3 protein-coding genes and 1 tRNA gene are annotated in these 16,455 nt (G+C 75.2%); all 4 read right to left on the reverse strand.

Annotation, left to right across the window (positions count from 1 at the left end; genetic code table 11):
* Positions 1-35 precede the first annotated feature (35 nt).
* A complete protein-coding gene (locus tag LG396_RS39560; RefSeq protein ID WP_308190048.1) occupies positions 36-12,920 on the reverse strand; it encodes a type I polyketide synthase in 12,885 nt (4,294 codons plus the stop codon).
* Between the two features lie 162 nt (positions 12,921-13,082).
* Entirely contained in the window at positions 13,083-14,354 is a 1,272-nt protein-coding gene (locus LG396_RS00320) for a cytochrome P450 (RefSeq protein WP_018838850.1), read from the reverse strand.
* 51 nt (positions 14,355-14,405) lie between these two features.
* Positions 14,406-15,698 (reverse strand): cytochrome P450, encoded by a 1,293-nt coding sequence (locus tag LG396_RS00325; protein ID WP_100300263.1) that lies wholly within the window; start codon positions 15,696-15,698, stop codon positions 14,406-14,408.
* Between the two features lie 291 nt (positions 15,699-15,989).
* Positions 15,990-16,073: transfer RNA gene (locus LG396_RS00330), tRNA-Leu, on the reverse strand.
* Between the last annotated feature and the right edge of the window lie 382 nt (positions 16,074-16,455).

Genomic DNA, 16,455 nt, shown 5'->3' on the forward strand with positions numbered 1-16,455 from the left:
GCGGTGGATACGGCGGTCGGCATGGGTCTCACGCCTCAGCCTTCGCGGAGTTCGCGGTCGATGAGGTCGAACATCTCCTCGTCGCTGACGAGATCGAGATCGTCGTCCGCGGCGGCGCCGCCGGCCGCCTCGCCGGCGTCCGCCGGCGGTGGCGCGGCCTGGGTGTCGAGCCCGGCGAGCAGCGTCCGCAGCCGGGCGGCGACCTCCGTACGCTCCTGGGCGCCCACCCCGTGCGCGGTGACCGCGGCTTCGAGGCGGGCGAGTTCGGCGCGTACGGCGGCGGCGGGCGGCAGGCCGGCGGGGTCCCCGGCGAGCTCCACCGCGAGTTCCCCGCCGAGGAAGCGGGCGACGGCGAGCGGGTGGGGGTGCTCGAAGACCAGGGTCGCGGGCAGCCGCAGGCCGGTCGCCTCACCGAGCCGGTTGCGCAGTTCGACGGCCAGCAGCGAGTCCATGCCGCGCTGCCGGAACGGCGTCTTGTCGGTGAGGTCCGCCTGCTCCGCGGCGCCGGGCCGCTGCCCGAGGACGGCGGCGAGACAGCTGTGGACGACGGCCAGCAGCTCCTTCTCGCGCTCCTCGGGCGCAAGACCGGCCAGCCGCTGCGCGAGCGGCGACCCTTCGCGTACGGGCCCGGCCGCCGCCCGATCCGCCGCCGGCCGCTGCTCGGCGGCGATCTCCGCGAGCAGCGGGCTGGGCCGGGCGGAGGTGAAGACGGGCAGGAACCGTTCCCAGTCGACGTCCGCGAGGGCCACGAACGTCTCGTCGTGGTCGAGTGCCTGCCGCAGCCCGGCGAGCGCGGTCTCCGGGTCGAGCAGCGGCAGCCCCTGCCTGCGCAGGAACTCCGGATCGACCGCGTCCGGCAGCGTGTCGCTGCCCCACACGCCCCACGCCACGGAGGTGGCGGGCAGCCCGCGCGCGCGGCGCTGCTCGGCGAAGGCGTCGAGCCAGGCGTTGGCCGCGGCGTACGCACCGTGGTCGCCGCTGCCCCACACGCCGGCGATGGACGAGAAGAGCACGAACGCCTCCACCGGGTGGTGCGCCAGCAGCTCGTCCAGATGCCGCGCGCCCGCGACCTTGGCCTCGACGACCTCGTGGAACTCCTCGACGGTCAGCGCGTCCAGCGAGTTGAGCCGCATCGCCGCCGCCGCGTGGATCACCGTCCCGACCCGGACGCCGTCCGCGTCGAGGCGGCGCACGAGGTCCGCGACCGCGTCCCTGTCGCCCACGTCGCAGGCGGCGACGGTGACCCGCGCGCCCTGCTCCTCGACCTCGGCCACCAGCTCCGCGACACCGTCGGCCGTCCCGCCGCGGCGGGAGACGAGCACGAGGTGCTCGGCACCGGCCTCGACCAGCCACCGCGCGATGTGCGGGCCGAGGGCACCGGTGCCGCCGGTGACGAGGGTGGCGTGGCGGGGGCGGTAACCGGCGCCGGGCGGCGGGGTGGTGAGCGGGGCGCGGACCAGGCGGGGCGCGTGGCCGCCGCCGTCGCGGATGGCGACGTGGGGTTCGTGCTCGGGGTCGGTCCGGTCGGCCAGGTGCTGGACGAGCCGGGCGTAGTGGTGGGGCTGCGGGTCGGCGGGCAGGTCGACGAGCCCGGCGAAGTGCCGGACGTACTCCAGCGCGGCGACCCGCCCGAGGCCCCAGGTCCGGGCGTGGTCGGGGTCGGGCGGCGGGTCCTGGGGGGTGGCCCGTACGGCGTGGGTGGTGACCGTCCACAGGGGGGCGGCGGGGCGCCGCTGCCGGTCGTGGAGACGGGTCAGGGTGGCGGTGGGGTCGGGGTCGAGGTTGAGGATGCCGGCCGGGTCGGGGTGTTCGGGGTCGGTGGTGACGGCGGCACCGGCGGCTTCGAGCGCCGCGACCAGGGCGGCGGGCACAGACGCCTCGGGCGGGGTGAGGAGCAGCCAGGTCCCGGTGAGCACGGCGCGCGGGGCGGCGGGGGGTGTGTGCGGGCGCCAGGTGACGGTGTAGCGCCAGGAGTTGAGGGTGTCGTGCGTCGACCGGGTGGCGCGGGGCGGGGCGAGCCAGAGGTGCTCGTGCTGGAAGGGATAGGTGGGGAGTTCGGCGGGTGGGGCGTTGGTGGCGGAGGCGGCGTCGAGGCCGTGGGCGTGGGTGTGGGCCAGCGCGAGGGCGAGGCGGTGGGGGGTGTCGTCGTCGCGGTGGAGGGTGGCGTGGGTGACGGCGTCGGAGTCGGTGGCGTCGATGGTGTCTTCGACGGCGGTGAGCAGGCCGGGGTGCGGGCTGGGCTCCAGGAAGTGGCCGTAGCCGTCGGCGAGGAGCGCCTGCACGGTCTGGTGGAAGCGGACCGGCGAACGCAGGTTGGTGAACCAGTAATCCGAGGTCAGGGTGGTGGTGTCGACCGACCCTGCGGTCACCGTGGAGTAGAACGGGATGTCCGCAGTACGGGGCTCGATGCCCGACAGCCGTGCCTCCAGATCCGCTTCCAACGGTTGAACGAGCGGCGTGTGCGAGGCGTACGTGACCGGGATACGGCGGTGGCGGATCTCGTTACGGGCACAATGCTCCTGCACCGCGTCCAGCGCTGCCGCCGGGCCCGCGACCACGACCGCCGTAGGCCCGTTGACGGCCGCGACCGACACGTCCCCCGAGACGCCACAGTCCTTGAACAGCGCATCGGCACCGGCCTCGTCCAGGGCTACGGACAGCATTCCGCCCGTACCGGCAAGGGCAGTGAGTGCTTGCGACCGCTGCGCGACCACGCGAGCCGCGTCCTCCAAACTCAAGGCACCCGCGACATGCGCGGCAGCGATCTCACCCTGCGAATGGCCGATCACCGCGTCGGGACGCACACCGTGGTGCTCCCACCAGCGGGTCAGCGCCACCATCACCGCCCACAGCGCCGGCTGCACCACCTCCACCGGCTCCAACGCAGCAGGGTCATCACTGGTCAGGACATCGAGCAGATCGAACTCGGTGTGCGGGGCCAGCGCCCGCGCGCACTCCGTGAGAGCGTCCGCGAACACCGGCGACCCGGCGAACAAGCGGGCGCCCATCCCCACCCACTGCGAGCCCTGCCCCGGGTAGACGAACACCGTCCCGCCCGGCATCCCCGCTCGCCCGGTCACCACCCCCGGGTGCGGTACGCCGTCCGCCAACGCCTCCAGCCCCGCCAGCAGTTCCTGCCGTCCCTCTCCGACGACCACCGCGTGCCGGGACAGCCGCGCCCGCGTCCGCAGCGCCGCCGCGACGGCGGCAGGCTCCAGCTCGGGGTGCTCCACGAGATGCCCGCGCACCGTCGCGGCGTACGCGCTCAGCGCCGCGTCCCCCTGCGCCGACAGCGGCACGCCCACGGGTCCCGCGGCTGCCGCCGCCGGCAGTTCGGCCTCCAGCTCGGGCTGTTCGAGGATGACGTGCGCGTTCGTGCCGCTGACGCCGAAGGACGAGACCGCCGCGCGGCGCGGCCGGTCCACCTCGGGCCAGGGCCGGGAGTCGGTGAGGAGCGAGACGCCCCCGGCGGCCCAGTCGACGTGCGGCGTCGGCTCGTCCACGTGCAGCGTCGCGGGCAGTTCGCCGTGCCGCATCGCGTGGACCATCTTGATGATCCCGGCGACACCGGCCGCGGCCTGGGCGTGCCCGATGTTGGACTTGATCGACCCCAGCCACAGCGGGCTGTCCTCGTCCCGTCCCCGCCCGTACGTCGACAGCAGCGCCTCCGCCTCGATCGGGTCGCCCAGCGTCGTCCCCGTACCGTGCGCCTCCACGGCATCCACGTCAGCGAGGCCCAGCCCGGCGCTGTCGAGCGCCGCGCGGATCACCCGCTGCTGCGACGGCCCGTTGGGCGCCGTCAGGCCGTTGCTCGCGCCGTCCTGGTTCACCGCAGAGCCGCGTACGACCGCGAGCACCCGGTGGCCGTTGCGGCGCGCGGCCGACAGCCGCTCGACCACCAGCACGCCGACGCCCTCGGCCCAGCCCGTACCGTCCGCACCAGCCGCGAACGACTTGCACCGGCCGTCCGGTGCCAGCCCGCGCTGCCGGCTGAACTCCACGAACGTCCCCGGACTCGCCATCACCGTGACGCCGCCCGCGAGCGCCATGTCGCACTCACCCGTACGCAGCGACTGCGCCGCCAAGTGCAACGCCACCAGCGACGACGAACACGCCGTGTCCACCGTCACCGCAGGACCTTCCAGCCCGAACGCGTACGACACCCGCCCCGACGCCACGCTCGCCTGCGTCCCGGTCAGCACATGCCCCTCGACGCCCTCGGCGCCGGCGTCCACGCCGACCGCGTAGTCGTGGTACATCAGGCCCGTGAACACGCCGGTGCGGCTGCCGCGCAGCGCCGCCGGGTCGATGCCCGCGCGCTCGAAGGCCTCCCAGCTCGTCTCCAGCAGCAGCCGCTGCTGCGGGTCCATCGCCAGCGCCTCGCGCCGCGAAAGACCGAAGAGGTCGGGGTCGAAGTCCCCGGCCCGGTAGAGGAAGTGCCCCGCCCGCGTGTGCGAGGTGCCCGGCCGGTCCTGGTCGGGGTGGAACAGCGCGTCGAGGTCCCAGCCCCTGTCGGTGGGGAACGGGCCCAGGCCCTCGCGCCCCTCGGTCACCAGCCGCCACAGGTCCTCGGGCGACGCGACGCCGCCCGGGTAGCGGCAGGCCATGCCGACGATGACGACAGGGTCGTCCGCCAACTCCCCGGCCCCGCCGCCCGCAGGCCGGAGCGCGGCATCGGAGCGGGCGCCCGCGGCGTCGTCGCCGAGCAGGTAGGTGGTGAGGGCGTGCGGCGTCGGATAGTCGAAGGCGAGGGTCGTCGGCAGCCGCCGGCCGACGACGTCGGCGAGGCGGTTGCGCAACTGCACGGCCGTCAGCGAGTCGAAGCCGAGGCTCTTGAACGTCTGGCCCGGCTCGATCGGCTCCGCGGAGCCGTGGCCGAGGACGGCCGCCGCCTGTTCCCGTACGAGCAGCAGCGCCTCGCGCTCCCGCTCGGCCGGCGGCATGGCCGCCCAGCGCGACGCGAGGGTGTCGCCGTCCGCGGACGCGGCGGCGGCGGACCGGCGGGCGGGCAGCCGCACCAGGTCCCGCAGCACGGCCGGTACCGCCGCGTCGCCGTCCCGGTCGCCGAACGCGCCGAGGCTGAGCCGGGCGGCGATCAGGTGCGGCGGGCCGTCGGTGCTTGTAGCGCCCGCGGCCGCGTCGAAGAGGGCGAGCGCGTGGTCGGTGCCGAGCGGCGCGACGCCGGTACGTTCCATGCGCCGGATCCCGGCGTCGCCGAGGTGCCGCGTCATGCCGCTGGCCTCCGCCCACAGCCCCCAGCCGATCGAGAGGGTACGGGGCCGGTGGTGGGCGAGTGCGTCGAGGAAGGCGTTGGCGGCGGCGTAGTTGGCCTGGCCGGGGGTGCCGAGCGTCGCTGTGGTGGAGGAGAAGAGGACGAGCGCCGGCGGGTCGGGCAGGTCGGCGGTGGCGCGGTGGAGCGCGAGCGCGGAGTCGGCCTTGGCGGCGAGGACCGCGTCCAGGCGCTCCGGGGTGAGGTTGGTGATCAGGGCGTCTTCGAGCACCCCGGCGGCGTGCACGACGGCGGTCAGCGGGCGGGCCGCGGCGGTGGCGGCGATCAGCTCGCGCGTGGCGTCGGGGTCGGCGAGGTCGCAGGCGGTGACGGTGACGGTGGCGCCGAGGGCGGTCAACTCGTCGCGCAGTTCACCGGCGTGGGGGGCGCGGGGTCCCCTGCGGGAGACGAGCCGGAGGTGGCGTACGCCGTGGCGGGTGACCAGGTGGCGCGCCAGGAGGGCGCCGAGGGTGCCGGTGCCGCCCGTGACGAGGACGGTGCCGCCCGGCCCGAAGGGCGGGGCCCCGGGGTCGGCGGCGGGGGTGTGCCGGGCCAGGCGGGGCACGGTCAGGCGTCCCGCGCGCAGGGCGAGTTGGGGCTCGCGGGTGGCGAGCGCCGCGGGCAGGGCGGCCGCGGACGCGGGGTCGTCGTCGGTGTCCACGACGGCGAAGCGGCCCGGGAACTCCGACGCAGCGGAGCGCAGCAGCCCCCACAGCGCGGCGCCCGCGAGGTCGGCCACCCGGTCGCCGGGGTCGACGGCCACCGCGCCGCCGGTGACGAAGACGAGCCGCGAGCCGTCGAACCGCTCGTCCCCGAGCCACCCCTGCACCAGCTCCAGCGCCCGGGCCACCGAGGCCCGTATCGCGGCGGCGTCGGGGGCTGCGTCCGCCGGGACGGCCGCGGGGCGGATCACCACGGACTCCGGTACCGGCACGGGCAGGACGGACAGGTCGGCGAGGTCCGCGATGTCGACGTGGTCGGCGCGCTCCGGGCCGGGCGCGAGCGGCCGCCACGCCACCCGGTACAGCCCGTCGTGCCGCCCGCCGGCCGCCTCGCGCAGCCGCGCCGCCTCCACCGGGCGCAGCGACAGCCGGTCCACCGTGACGACGGGGTCGCCCGCGGGGTCCGTCATGACCAGGGCCACGGCGTCGTCGCCGAGGCGGGAGGCGCGTACGCGCAGAGAGGTCGCGCGGGTCGCGTGGAGGCGTACGCCCGACCAGGAGAACGGCAGGAGCGTACGGTCCGAGGGCGCGCCGAGGAGCACCGCGTGCAGGGCGGCGTCGAACAGCGCCGGGTGCACGCCGGCGCGGTCGGCGTCGGCCGTCGCCTCGTCGGGGAGCGCCACCTCGGCGAAGACCGTGCCGTCGGCGCCGTCGTGCCACAGGCGGCGCAGGCCCTGGAAGACGGGCCCGTAGTCGTAGCCGCGTGCGCCGAGCCGCGGGTAGCCGTCGGACAGGTCGACGGGGGCGGCGGTGGCGGGGGGCGGCCACGGCAGGCCGGTCGCGGAGGCGTCGGCGGTACGCGCCAACACCCCCTCGGCGTGCGCGGTCCACGGCGCTTCCTCGTCCGCCGCCGGGCGGGCGTGGACGCCGAGCGCCCGCCGGCCTTCGGCGTCGGGGGCGTCCACGGTGACCTGGAGCCGGACGGCCCCGGCTGCCGGGAGGAGCAGGGGAGCCGACAGCGTCAGCTCGTCGACACGGTCGCAGCCGACGTGGTCGGCGGCGTGCAACGCCAGCTCCACCAGGGCGGTGCCGGGCAGGAGGACGGTACCGGCCACGGCATGGTCGGCGAGCCAGGGGTGCGTGGCGAGCGACACCTCCGCCGTGAACACCAGGCCGCCCGAGGTGGCGAGAGGGACGGGGGCGCCGAGGAAGAGGTGGCGGCCGGCGCTCGCGGCGGGCGCGGTGGCGGCGGGGGAGAGCCAGAGGTGCTGATGCTGGAAGGGGTAGGTGGGCAGGTCGGCGGGCGGGGCGGCGGCGTCGAAGGCAGCGTCGAGGCCGTGGGCGTGGGCGTGGGCCAGCGCGAGGGCGAGGCGGTGGGGGGTGTCGTCGTTGCGGTGGAGGGTGGCGTGGGTGACGGCCTGGGCGTCGGCGGCGTCGATGGTGTCTTCGACGGCGGTGAGCAGGCCGGGGTGAGGGCTGGGTTCGACGAAGTGGCCGTAGCCGTCGGCGAGGAGCGCCTGCACGGTCTGGTGGAAACGAACCGGCGAACGCAGGTTGGTGAACCAGTAGTCGGCGGTCAGGGTGGTGGTGTCGACCGGCCCGGCACTCACGGTGGAGTAGAAGGGGATGTCGGCGGTTCGCGGTTCGATGCCTTCGAGGCGTGCCGCCAGGTCCGCTTCCAGCGGCTGGACCAGCGCCGTGTGCGAGGCGTACGTGACCGGGACGCGGCGGTGCCGGACGTCGTTCCGTACACAGTGCTCCTGCACCGCGTCCAACGCGCCCGCAGGTCCCGCGACGACCACCGCCGCGGGCCCGTTGTACGCCGCCACCGACACCTCGCCGACGACGCCGCAGGCACCCAGCAGCGCTTCCGCACCGGCCTCGTCCAGCGCAACGGACAGCATCCCGCCCGTACCCGCCAGAGCCGTGAGTGCCTGCGACCGCTGCGCGACCACCCGAGCCGCGTCCTCCAGGCTCAACGCCCCCGCGACATGCGCCGCGGCGATCTCACCCTGCGAATGCCCGATGACCGCGTCCGGGCGCACACCGTGGTGCTCCCACCAGCGGGTCAACGCCACCATCACCGCCCACAGCGCCGGCTGCACCACCTCCACCGGCTCCAACACGGCAGGATCATCACTCGTGAGCACGTCGAGCAGATCGAAGTGGACGTGCGGGGACAGTGCCCGCGCGCAGTCCGCGAGCGCATCCGCGAACACCGGGGACTCCGCCAGCAGCCGGGCACCCATCCGCACCCATTGCGACCCCTGCCCCGGATAGACGAACACCGTCTTCCCCGGCCCGGCCGCCGTCCCCTGCACCACACCGTCGTGCGGCACACCCGCGGCCAGCGCCTCCAGCCCCGCCAGCAACTCCGCCCGCCCGGCGCCCACGACCACCGCGCGCCGGTCGAAGCGCGTGCGGCGTACGAGTGCGGCGGCGACCTCGTCGCCGCGCAGCTCCGGCCGCTCCGCCGCGTAGTCGTGCAGCCGCTTCGCATGCGCCCGCAGCGCCGCCGCCGTACGGCCGGTCAGCGGCCACGCGGCCACCCCGGGCGTCTCCGGGGTCTCTGCCGGACCCGTCTCGTCGGCCTGCTCCAGGATCACGTGCGCGTTGGTGCCGCTCACCCCGAACGACGAGACCGCCGCCCGCCGCGGGCGATCCACCTCCGGCCACGGCCGGGCGCGGGTCAGCAGCGAGACACCGCCGGCGGCCCACTCCACGTGCGGCGTCGGCTCGTCCACGTGCAGCGTCGCCGGCAACTCCCCGTGTTGCATGGCCTGGACCATCTTGATGATCCCCGCCACGCCCGCCGCGGCCTGCGTGTGCCCGATGTTCGACTTCAGCGATCCCAGCCACACCGGCCGGTCCTCGGCCCGGCCCTGCCCGTACGTCGCGAGCAGCGCCTCCGCCTCGATCGGGTCGCCCAGCTCCGTGCCGGTGCCGTGCGCCTCCACGGCGTCGACGTCCCGGGTGCCCAGGCCGGCGCTCGCGAGCGCCGCGCTGATCACGCGCTCCTGCGCCAGCCCGTTGGGCGCCGTGAGGCCGTTGCTCGCACCGTCCTGGTTGATCGCCGTGCCGCGCACGACGGCCAGCGGCCGGTGCCCGTTGCGCCGGGCCACCGACAGCCGCTCCAGGACCAGCACGCCGACGCCCTCGGCCCAGCCCGTGCCGTCCGCACCCGCCGCGAACGGCTTGCACCGGCCGTCCGCCGCGAGCCCGCGCTGCCGGCTGAACTCCACGAACATCCCGGGCGTCGACAGCACGGTCACCCCGCCGGCCAGCGCCGTGTCGCACTCGCCCGCGCGTATCGACTGCGCGGCGAGATGCAGCGCCACCAGCGACGACGAGCACGCCGTGTCCACCGTCACCGCGGGCCCTTCCAGCCCGAAGACGTACGCGATGCGGCCCGAGGCGACGCTCGGGGTGGTGCCGGTGAGGACGTAGCCCTCCAGCCCGTCGGCGGCCTCGTGCATGCGCGGCCCGTAGTCCTGCGCCGTGGCGCCGACGAAGACGCCGGTGCGGCTGCCGCGCAGCGGCCCGGCCGCGATGCCCGCGCGCTCGAACGCCTCCCAGCTCGTCTCCAGCAGCAGCCGCTGCTGCGGGTCCATCGCCAGCGCCTCGCGCGGCGAGATCCCGAAGAACTCGGCGTCGAAGCCCGCGACATCGTCGAGGAAGCCGCCCCGCGCGGTGTACGAGGTGCCCGCGCGGTCCGGGTCGGGGTCGTGCAGTCCTTCGAGGTCCCAGCCGCGATCGGCGGGGAAGTCCCCGATCGCGTCCCGCTCCTCGCGCAGCAGCCGCCACAGCTCCGCCGGGGAGCCGACGCCGCCGGGGTAGCGGCAGGCCATGCCGACGATGACGACGGGGTCGTCGTCGCCGGCCGCCGGTGCCGGGCCGGCGTCCGGCTCGGGCCGGGCGTCGCCGCCGCCGAGGGCGGTGTGCAGCCAGGCGGCCATCGCCGCGGGCGTCGGGTGGTTGAACAGGGCGCCGCTCGGCAGCCGCACGCCGGTGCCGGCGGTGAGGCGGCGGCGCAGCTCGACGGCGCCGTAGGAGTCGAGGCCGAGGTCGCGGAAGGCCGTGCCGGTGCTGACGGCTGCCGCAGAGTCGTAGCCGAGGGCGGCGGCCGTGTGGGTGCGTACGAGATCGGTGAGGCCCGCGATGTCGGCGGGCGGCTGCTCATCGGCGGGCTCCGCGGGCTCGGCGGCTTCGGCCGGGGCCGGCGGCGCGTCCGGCGCACCGGGCAGTTCCCCCGCCGCGGGCCGCACCGGCGGCGACTGCCCCGTCCAGTGGCGGCTGCGCTGGAAGCGGTACGTGGGCAGCTCGACCCGCCGCGCGCCGGCGTCGGCGAAGAAGGCGTCCCAGCCGACCTCGGCGCCGTGCACGTGGAGTTCGCCGAGGGTGGTGAGGAGGGACCGGTCCTCCGCCGCGTCGCGCCGGAGCGTCGGCAGGACCAGCGCCCCGGCGTCGTCCCCCAGGCAGTCCCGGGTCAGTCCGCTGAGCGCGGCGCCCGGTCCGATCTCGACGAACACCGTCGCCCCGGCGGCGCTCGCCGCCCGTGCGCCGTCGAGGAAGCGGACGGCCTCGCGGACGTGCCGCACCCAGTAGTCGGGGCTGCACAACTCCGCGGCCCCGGCCGGGGCGCCGGTGAGGTCGGAGACGACCCGGATGCGCGGCGGGTGGTAGGTGAGGCCTTCGGCGACCCGGCGGAAGGCGTCGAGCATGCCGTCCATGTGCGGCGAGTGGAACGCGTGGCTGACGCGCAGCGCGGTGGCCTTCCGGCCGCGCGCGGACCAGGCGGCGGTCAGCTCCCGTACGGCGTCGGCGTCACCGGAGACGACGGTCTCCGCGGGGCCGTTGAGCGCGGCGATCGCCACCCGGCGGCCCGGCCCCGACTCCTCCTCGTACGCGGCGAGGTCCGCGCGCAGCTCCGCCTCGTCCGCCTCGATCGCGGCCATGGCGCCGTCCGCGGGGAGGGCCTGCATGAGCGCGCCCCGGGCGGTGACGAGGGCCGCGGCGTCGGCGAGGTCCAGGACCCCCGCGACGTGCGCCGCCGCCAACTCGCCCACGGAGTGGCCCAACAGCACGTCGGGGGTCACGCCCCAGCGCTCCAGCAGCCGGCAGAGGGACACCTCGACGGCGAACAGCGCGGGCTGCGTGAAGACGGTGCGCCCCAGCAGCTCCGCCTCCGGGGTGTCAGGACCGGCCAGGACGACGTCCCGGAGCGGCGGCGCGTCCGGCAGGTGCCGGGCGAGGCGGGCGTCGAGCGCGGCGCAGACCGCGTCGAACGCCTCCGCGTACGCGGGGAACGCGGCGTACAGCGCACGCCCCATGCCGGCGCGCTGGCTGCCCTGCCCGGAGAAGAGGAACGCCACGCGCCCGCCCGGCGCGTCCGGCGCCGGCCGCGCCGCGACCGCGCCGCGCAGCACGTGGGGGGTGTCGCGGCCGTCGGCGAGCGCGGCCAGGCCGGACAGCAGCGCCTCGCGGTCCCCGCCGAGCACGACGGCGCGGTGCTCGAACGCGGAGCGGGTGGTGGCCAGGGAGCCCGCGAGGTCCGGCAGCCGTACGCGGTCGGGTTCGGTGCCGGTGACGTGCGCGGCGAGCGCCGCGGCCTGCGCGCGCAGGGCCTTGGCGCCGCGCCCCGAGACCAGCCACGGCAGCGTGCCGTACGAGCCGTCCCCCTCGCCGTGCCCGTCCCCCGGCGCCGGGCGCCAGTCGGAGAGCACCACGTGGCAGTTGGTGCCGCCCATGCCGAAGGAGCTGACGCCGGCGACGAGGCGTTCCGCGCTCTCCCCCTTCTGCGCCGCCCGCCGCTCCCGCTCCCGCGGCCACGGCCCGGCCCCGGTCCGTACGCGCAGCTTCAGCTCGTCCAGCGGAATCCGCGGGTGGGGCTCCTCGAAGTGGAGGCTGGGCGGCAGTTCTCCGTGCTTGAGGCTCAGCAGCGCCTTGATCAGCCCGACGGCGCCGGCCGCGCCCTCCAGGTGTCCGATGTTGGTCTTCACCGAGCCGACGACGAGTTCCTCGCCTTCGCCGCGGTGCGCCGTCCCCAGCGCGGCGGCGAGGGCCGCCGCCTCGACGGGGTCGCCCATCGGGGTGCCGGTGCCGTGGAGTTCGACGTACCGCGCCTCGTCCGGGTCGACCCCGGCGTCGCGGTACGCGGCCCGGATGACGCTCTCCTGCGCCGCGGGGTCGGGCGCGGTCAGCGTGCGGCCCGTGCCGCTGCCCAGCGCGCTGCCGAGGATGACGCCGTGCACCGGGTCGCCGTCGGCGAGCGCGGCGGCCAGCGGCTTGAGGACGACGATGCCGCCGCCCTCGCCGCGTACGTAGCCGTCGGCCCGCGCGTCGAACACGCGGCAGCGGGCGTCAGCGCCGGGCGCGAGGGCGCCGAAGAGTTCGGCGGCGGCGAAGCCCTCGGCGAGGATGTTCAGCTGGACGCCGCCCGCGACGGCGAGGGTCGACTCGCCGTCCAGGAGGCTCCGTACGGCCAGGTGCACGGCGGCGAGACCGGAGGACTGGGCGGTGTCGACGGCGAGGCTGGGGCCGGTCAGGCCGAGGACGTGCGACAGGCGGTTGGCGAGGGCGGCGCGGCTCAGGCCGGTGGTGCTGTGCGCGGAGACGGCGCCGGCGGCGTGCTGGAGCCGGGCGTAGTCGTCGGTCATCGCGCCGACGAACACGCCGGTACGGCTGCCGCGCAGCAGACCGGGCCGTAACCCCGCGTGCTCCAGCGCCTCCCAGGCCAGTTCGAGCGCGAGGCGCTGCTGCGGGTCCACGGCGGCGGCCTCGCGCGGTGACATGCCGAAGAACGCGGCGTCGAACCGGTCGACCTCGTCGAGGAAGCCGCCGTGGGCGCCCTCCGGCAGGCCGCGCCCGGCGGGCGCCGGTCCGACCGCGTCCACGCCGTCGCGCAGCAGCCGCCAGAACGCCCCGGGGTCCGCCGCCCCGGGTACCCGGCAGGCCATCCCCACCACGGCGATCCGGCGATCGGCCGGCACGCCGGCTCTACCACTTCTCTCGCTCATGACTCCCCCGTACGATCCGGCGGGCAGACGCGGAGTGAGCTGCGGGCGCGCGACATCGTCGCGCCGTGCCCGGGCCTGCTCACCGCCGCGCCGCCGCGCCGCCTGCTCCGTGGTGCCCTGCGCCGGAAGGTGCGTTCAGCCTGCCGGGGCGACGCGCACGGGCAGCTCCTTCAGCCCGCGCGTGATGATGTACGGCGCCCGGGGCGGCTCGTCGGTCGCCAGCTCCAGGTCGAGCGCCGTCAGCTTGGCCACCGCCGCCTGCGCGGCGAGCCGGGCGATGGGCGCGCCGACGCAGAAGTGCACGCCGAGCCCGAAGCCGAGGTTCCGGCCGGCGGGGCGGGACAGCAGCAGCGCGTCGGGGTCCTCGTAGACCTCGGGGTCGCGGCTGGCGGCGCCGATCATCAGCATGACCTGTTCGCCGGCGGCGATCGGGACGCCCGCGACCTCGGCGTCCTCCAGCGCGACCCGGGAGATCATCTGCCCGGGCGGGTCGTAGCGCAGCATCTCCTCGACCGCGGCGGGCACCTCCTCCGGGTGCGCGCGCAGCCACGCCGCCTGCTCGGGGTTGCGCAGCAGCGCGTACATGCCGTTGCCGACGAGGTTCACGGTGAGCGCGAACCCGGCCGACAGCAGGAGGGTGAGGGTGACGACGAGTTCGTGGCCCGAGAGCTTGCCGTCGGTGTCCTCGGCGGCGACCAGTTCGCTGATCAGGTCCCCGGTGGGCGCGGCCCGGCGCTCGTCGGCGAGCGTGCCGAAGTAGGCGTTCAGCTCGGCGCGGGCGCTGTCGCGGCGGGTGACCTCCTCGGGCGTGAGGAAGATGCTCGGGTCGAGGCCGTGCGCGATGTCGTTGGACAGCTGGCGGAACCGCTCGTGCTGCTCCGCCGGTACGCCGAGGAGTTCGCCGAGCAGGATCGCGGGCAGCGGGTGGGCGACCGCGTCGATCAGGTCGACGGGGCCGTCGCCGGCCTCGGCCCTGGCCTTCTCGATCAGCTCGTCGACCAGTTCGCCGGCGCGGGTGCGCAGCGCGTCGATGCGGCGCGCGGCGAACGCCTGGCTGACCAGGCCGCGGATGCGGGTGTGGTCCGGCGGGTCCATGAAGATGAACGGGCGCACGGTGGTGCCGTCCGGCGCCTGGCTGAAGTGCTCGGCCACGGTGGCGCCGTCGCCCCACCCGAACCGGTTGTCGCGCAGCACCGCGGAGACCTCGGCGTGCCCGGGGACCACGACGAGCCCCAGGGGCGTACGCGTCACGGGGCCCTGCTCGCGGATCTTGCGGTAGACGGCGTAGGGGTCGGCGTGGAACGCCGGGTCGAAGGGGTCGAAGGGCAGCAGCTGCGAGAAGATCGCCGGATCGATCGCCGCCTCCGCCCCGCTCGCCCCTTCCTCGGTCGCTGGTGTTTCCGACATGCTCAATTGCTCCCCGTTGTGATGGTGAAGTCCCGTTACGGGTGGTTGGTGTCAGGCCGTACGGGCCGGCACCAGCTCGACGGGCATCCGCAGGACGACCGTGTGCTTGTTGCTCGGGGCCCAGACCACGTCGCCTTCGAGCCTGATCTCGGCCACCCGGTCGAGCAGTTCCTCCAGCAGCACGCGCATCTCGATCCGCGCGAGCTGCTCGCCGAGGCAGGAGTGGGTGCCGTGGGCGAACGCCAGGTGCGGGTTGGGGGAGCGGCGGATGTCGAAGGTCGCGGGGTCGTCGAAGACCTCGGCGTCCCGGTTGCCCGACGCCCACCAGAAGGTGATCTTCTCGCCCGCCTTGATCTCCGTGCCGCGGAAGACGGTGTCGCGCAGCGCGGTCCGCCTGTTGTACGGCGTGGGGCTGGCCCAGCGCAGCATCTCCTCGATGGCGCCGGGCAGCAGGGAGCGGTCGGCGCGCAGGTCGTGCCACTGCTCCGGGTGCTGTGCCAGGGCCAGGATGCCGCTCGCCAGCGTGTTGCGCGCCGGTTCGCTGCCGGCGATCAGCACCAGGCAGAAGAAGGCCTCGCGCTCGTACTCCGAGAGCGGCTCCTCGCCCCGGCCCGCGGGGATGTCTCCGTGCGCCAGCACGGACATCAGGTCGTTCGCCGGCGGGCCGGCGGCCGCACGCTTCCGGGCGAGCAGCTTCTTGCTGTACTCGTACATCGCGTACTGGGTCTCGGTGGAGGTCTGGTTGACCTTGCCGGAGCGGCGTTCCTCGAATCCGGCGAGGGTCTCCCCCCACTCGATGAGCTGCGGCACGTCCTCCTCGGGCGCGCCGAGCACCTTCCCGACACACTCGATGGTGTACGGGGCGGTGAGCGCCGGCTGCAGGTTCACCCGGCCCTCCGCGACCGCCTTCCCGACGAGCCGGGCCGCGATCTCACGCCATTCGTCTAACCGCGCCTCGACGGCCTGCCGGGCGACGGGCGGGCTGACCAGGTCCTTGAACAGCTGGTGCCGCGGGTCGTCCTGCATGTTGATCAGTGCGCCGGCGTGCACGCCGGGCTTCAGGTCGTCGATGTGCGTCCCGCCGCCCTCGCGACCGACACCGCCCTTCGAGGAGAACACCGGGTCCTCCGCGGCGGCCTTCAGGTCCGCGTGCCTGGTGACGACCCAGAAGCCCTCGCCGTCCACCGTGGTGCCCGGCGGGTGCCACAGCACCGGGGCCTCTTCGCGCAGGCGCACGAAGACCTCGTGCGGGAAGCCGTCGGCGAACCGCGTCTGGTCGGTGAGGTCGAAGCCCTCCAGCACCGCCGGCAGCTCGGTGGAATCCCGCCCCTGATGCCCCGTCATTTCACTCCTCCCGCGGCCAACCCCCTTGGCCGCCACCCCGTTTGAGACGTCTCAGTGAAATCGCGTTCGAGTGTGTGGGATCACATCTGGGCTTGTCAAACAGTTACGTTTTGCTCTCTTTTCCCCCCGGAACCGGACGCTCACGGCCCGGCTGGTCACGGAGAGCGACATCCGCACCTCCACCGGCTGGATGCCCTGTACGCACAGCAACGAACCCCTGTTTCGGTTCTCTCCGAAACAGGGGTTCTGTCGTCTGGGATCAAAGGCAATAACATGATATTGCCCTCTGTGTGCGCGAGGGGGGAGTTGAACCCCCACGTCCTTTCGGACACTGGAACCTGAATCCAGCGCGTCTGCCTATTCCGCCACCCGCGCAAAGGGTGTGCCGTACATGGCCTGGGCCGTGCGGCGTCCTGCTGACGTCAGGAAGCGTAGCACGCGGTCCGGGCCCGAATCACATCCGTTTTGCCCGCACCGCGGCCGCTCGGGGCCGGTGGTGCGGGACACTGGGAGGAGCCGCCCGTACCATCCCAGGGGACGCCTGGGCGGACGGTGGAGGAGCAGGGCCGGACGGCCCGGCCGGACAGCCGGCCGGCGGCCGGCCGGACTGGCGCGAGACAGGTGTGAGAGAGGACACCGCGTACCGGCGGCGGGGACCGGGAACCAGTCCATTCCCCCGCGCGTGGATACGATCAGCGTGCAGTTTCGAGCAGCATGTTCGAGGGCCCGGCGGGAAGGCCCGTAGAGAGGCGTAGGA

Origin of the sequence: Streptomyces aculeolatus (assembly GCF_020400605.1) — a bacterium.
Classification (GTDB): Bacteria; Actinomycetota; Actinomycetes; order Streptomycetales; family Streptomycetaceae; genus Streptomyces; species Streptomyces aculeolatus.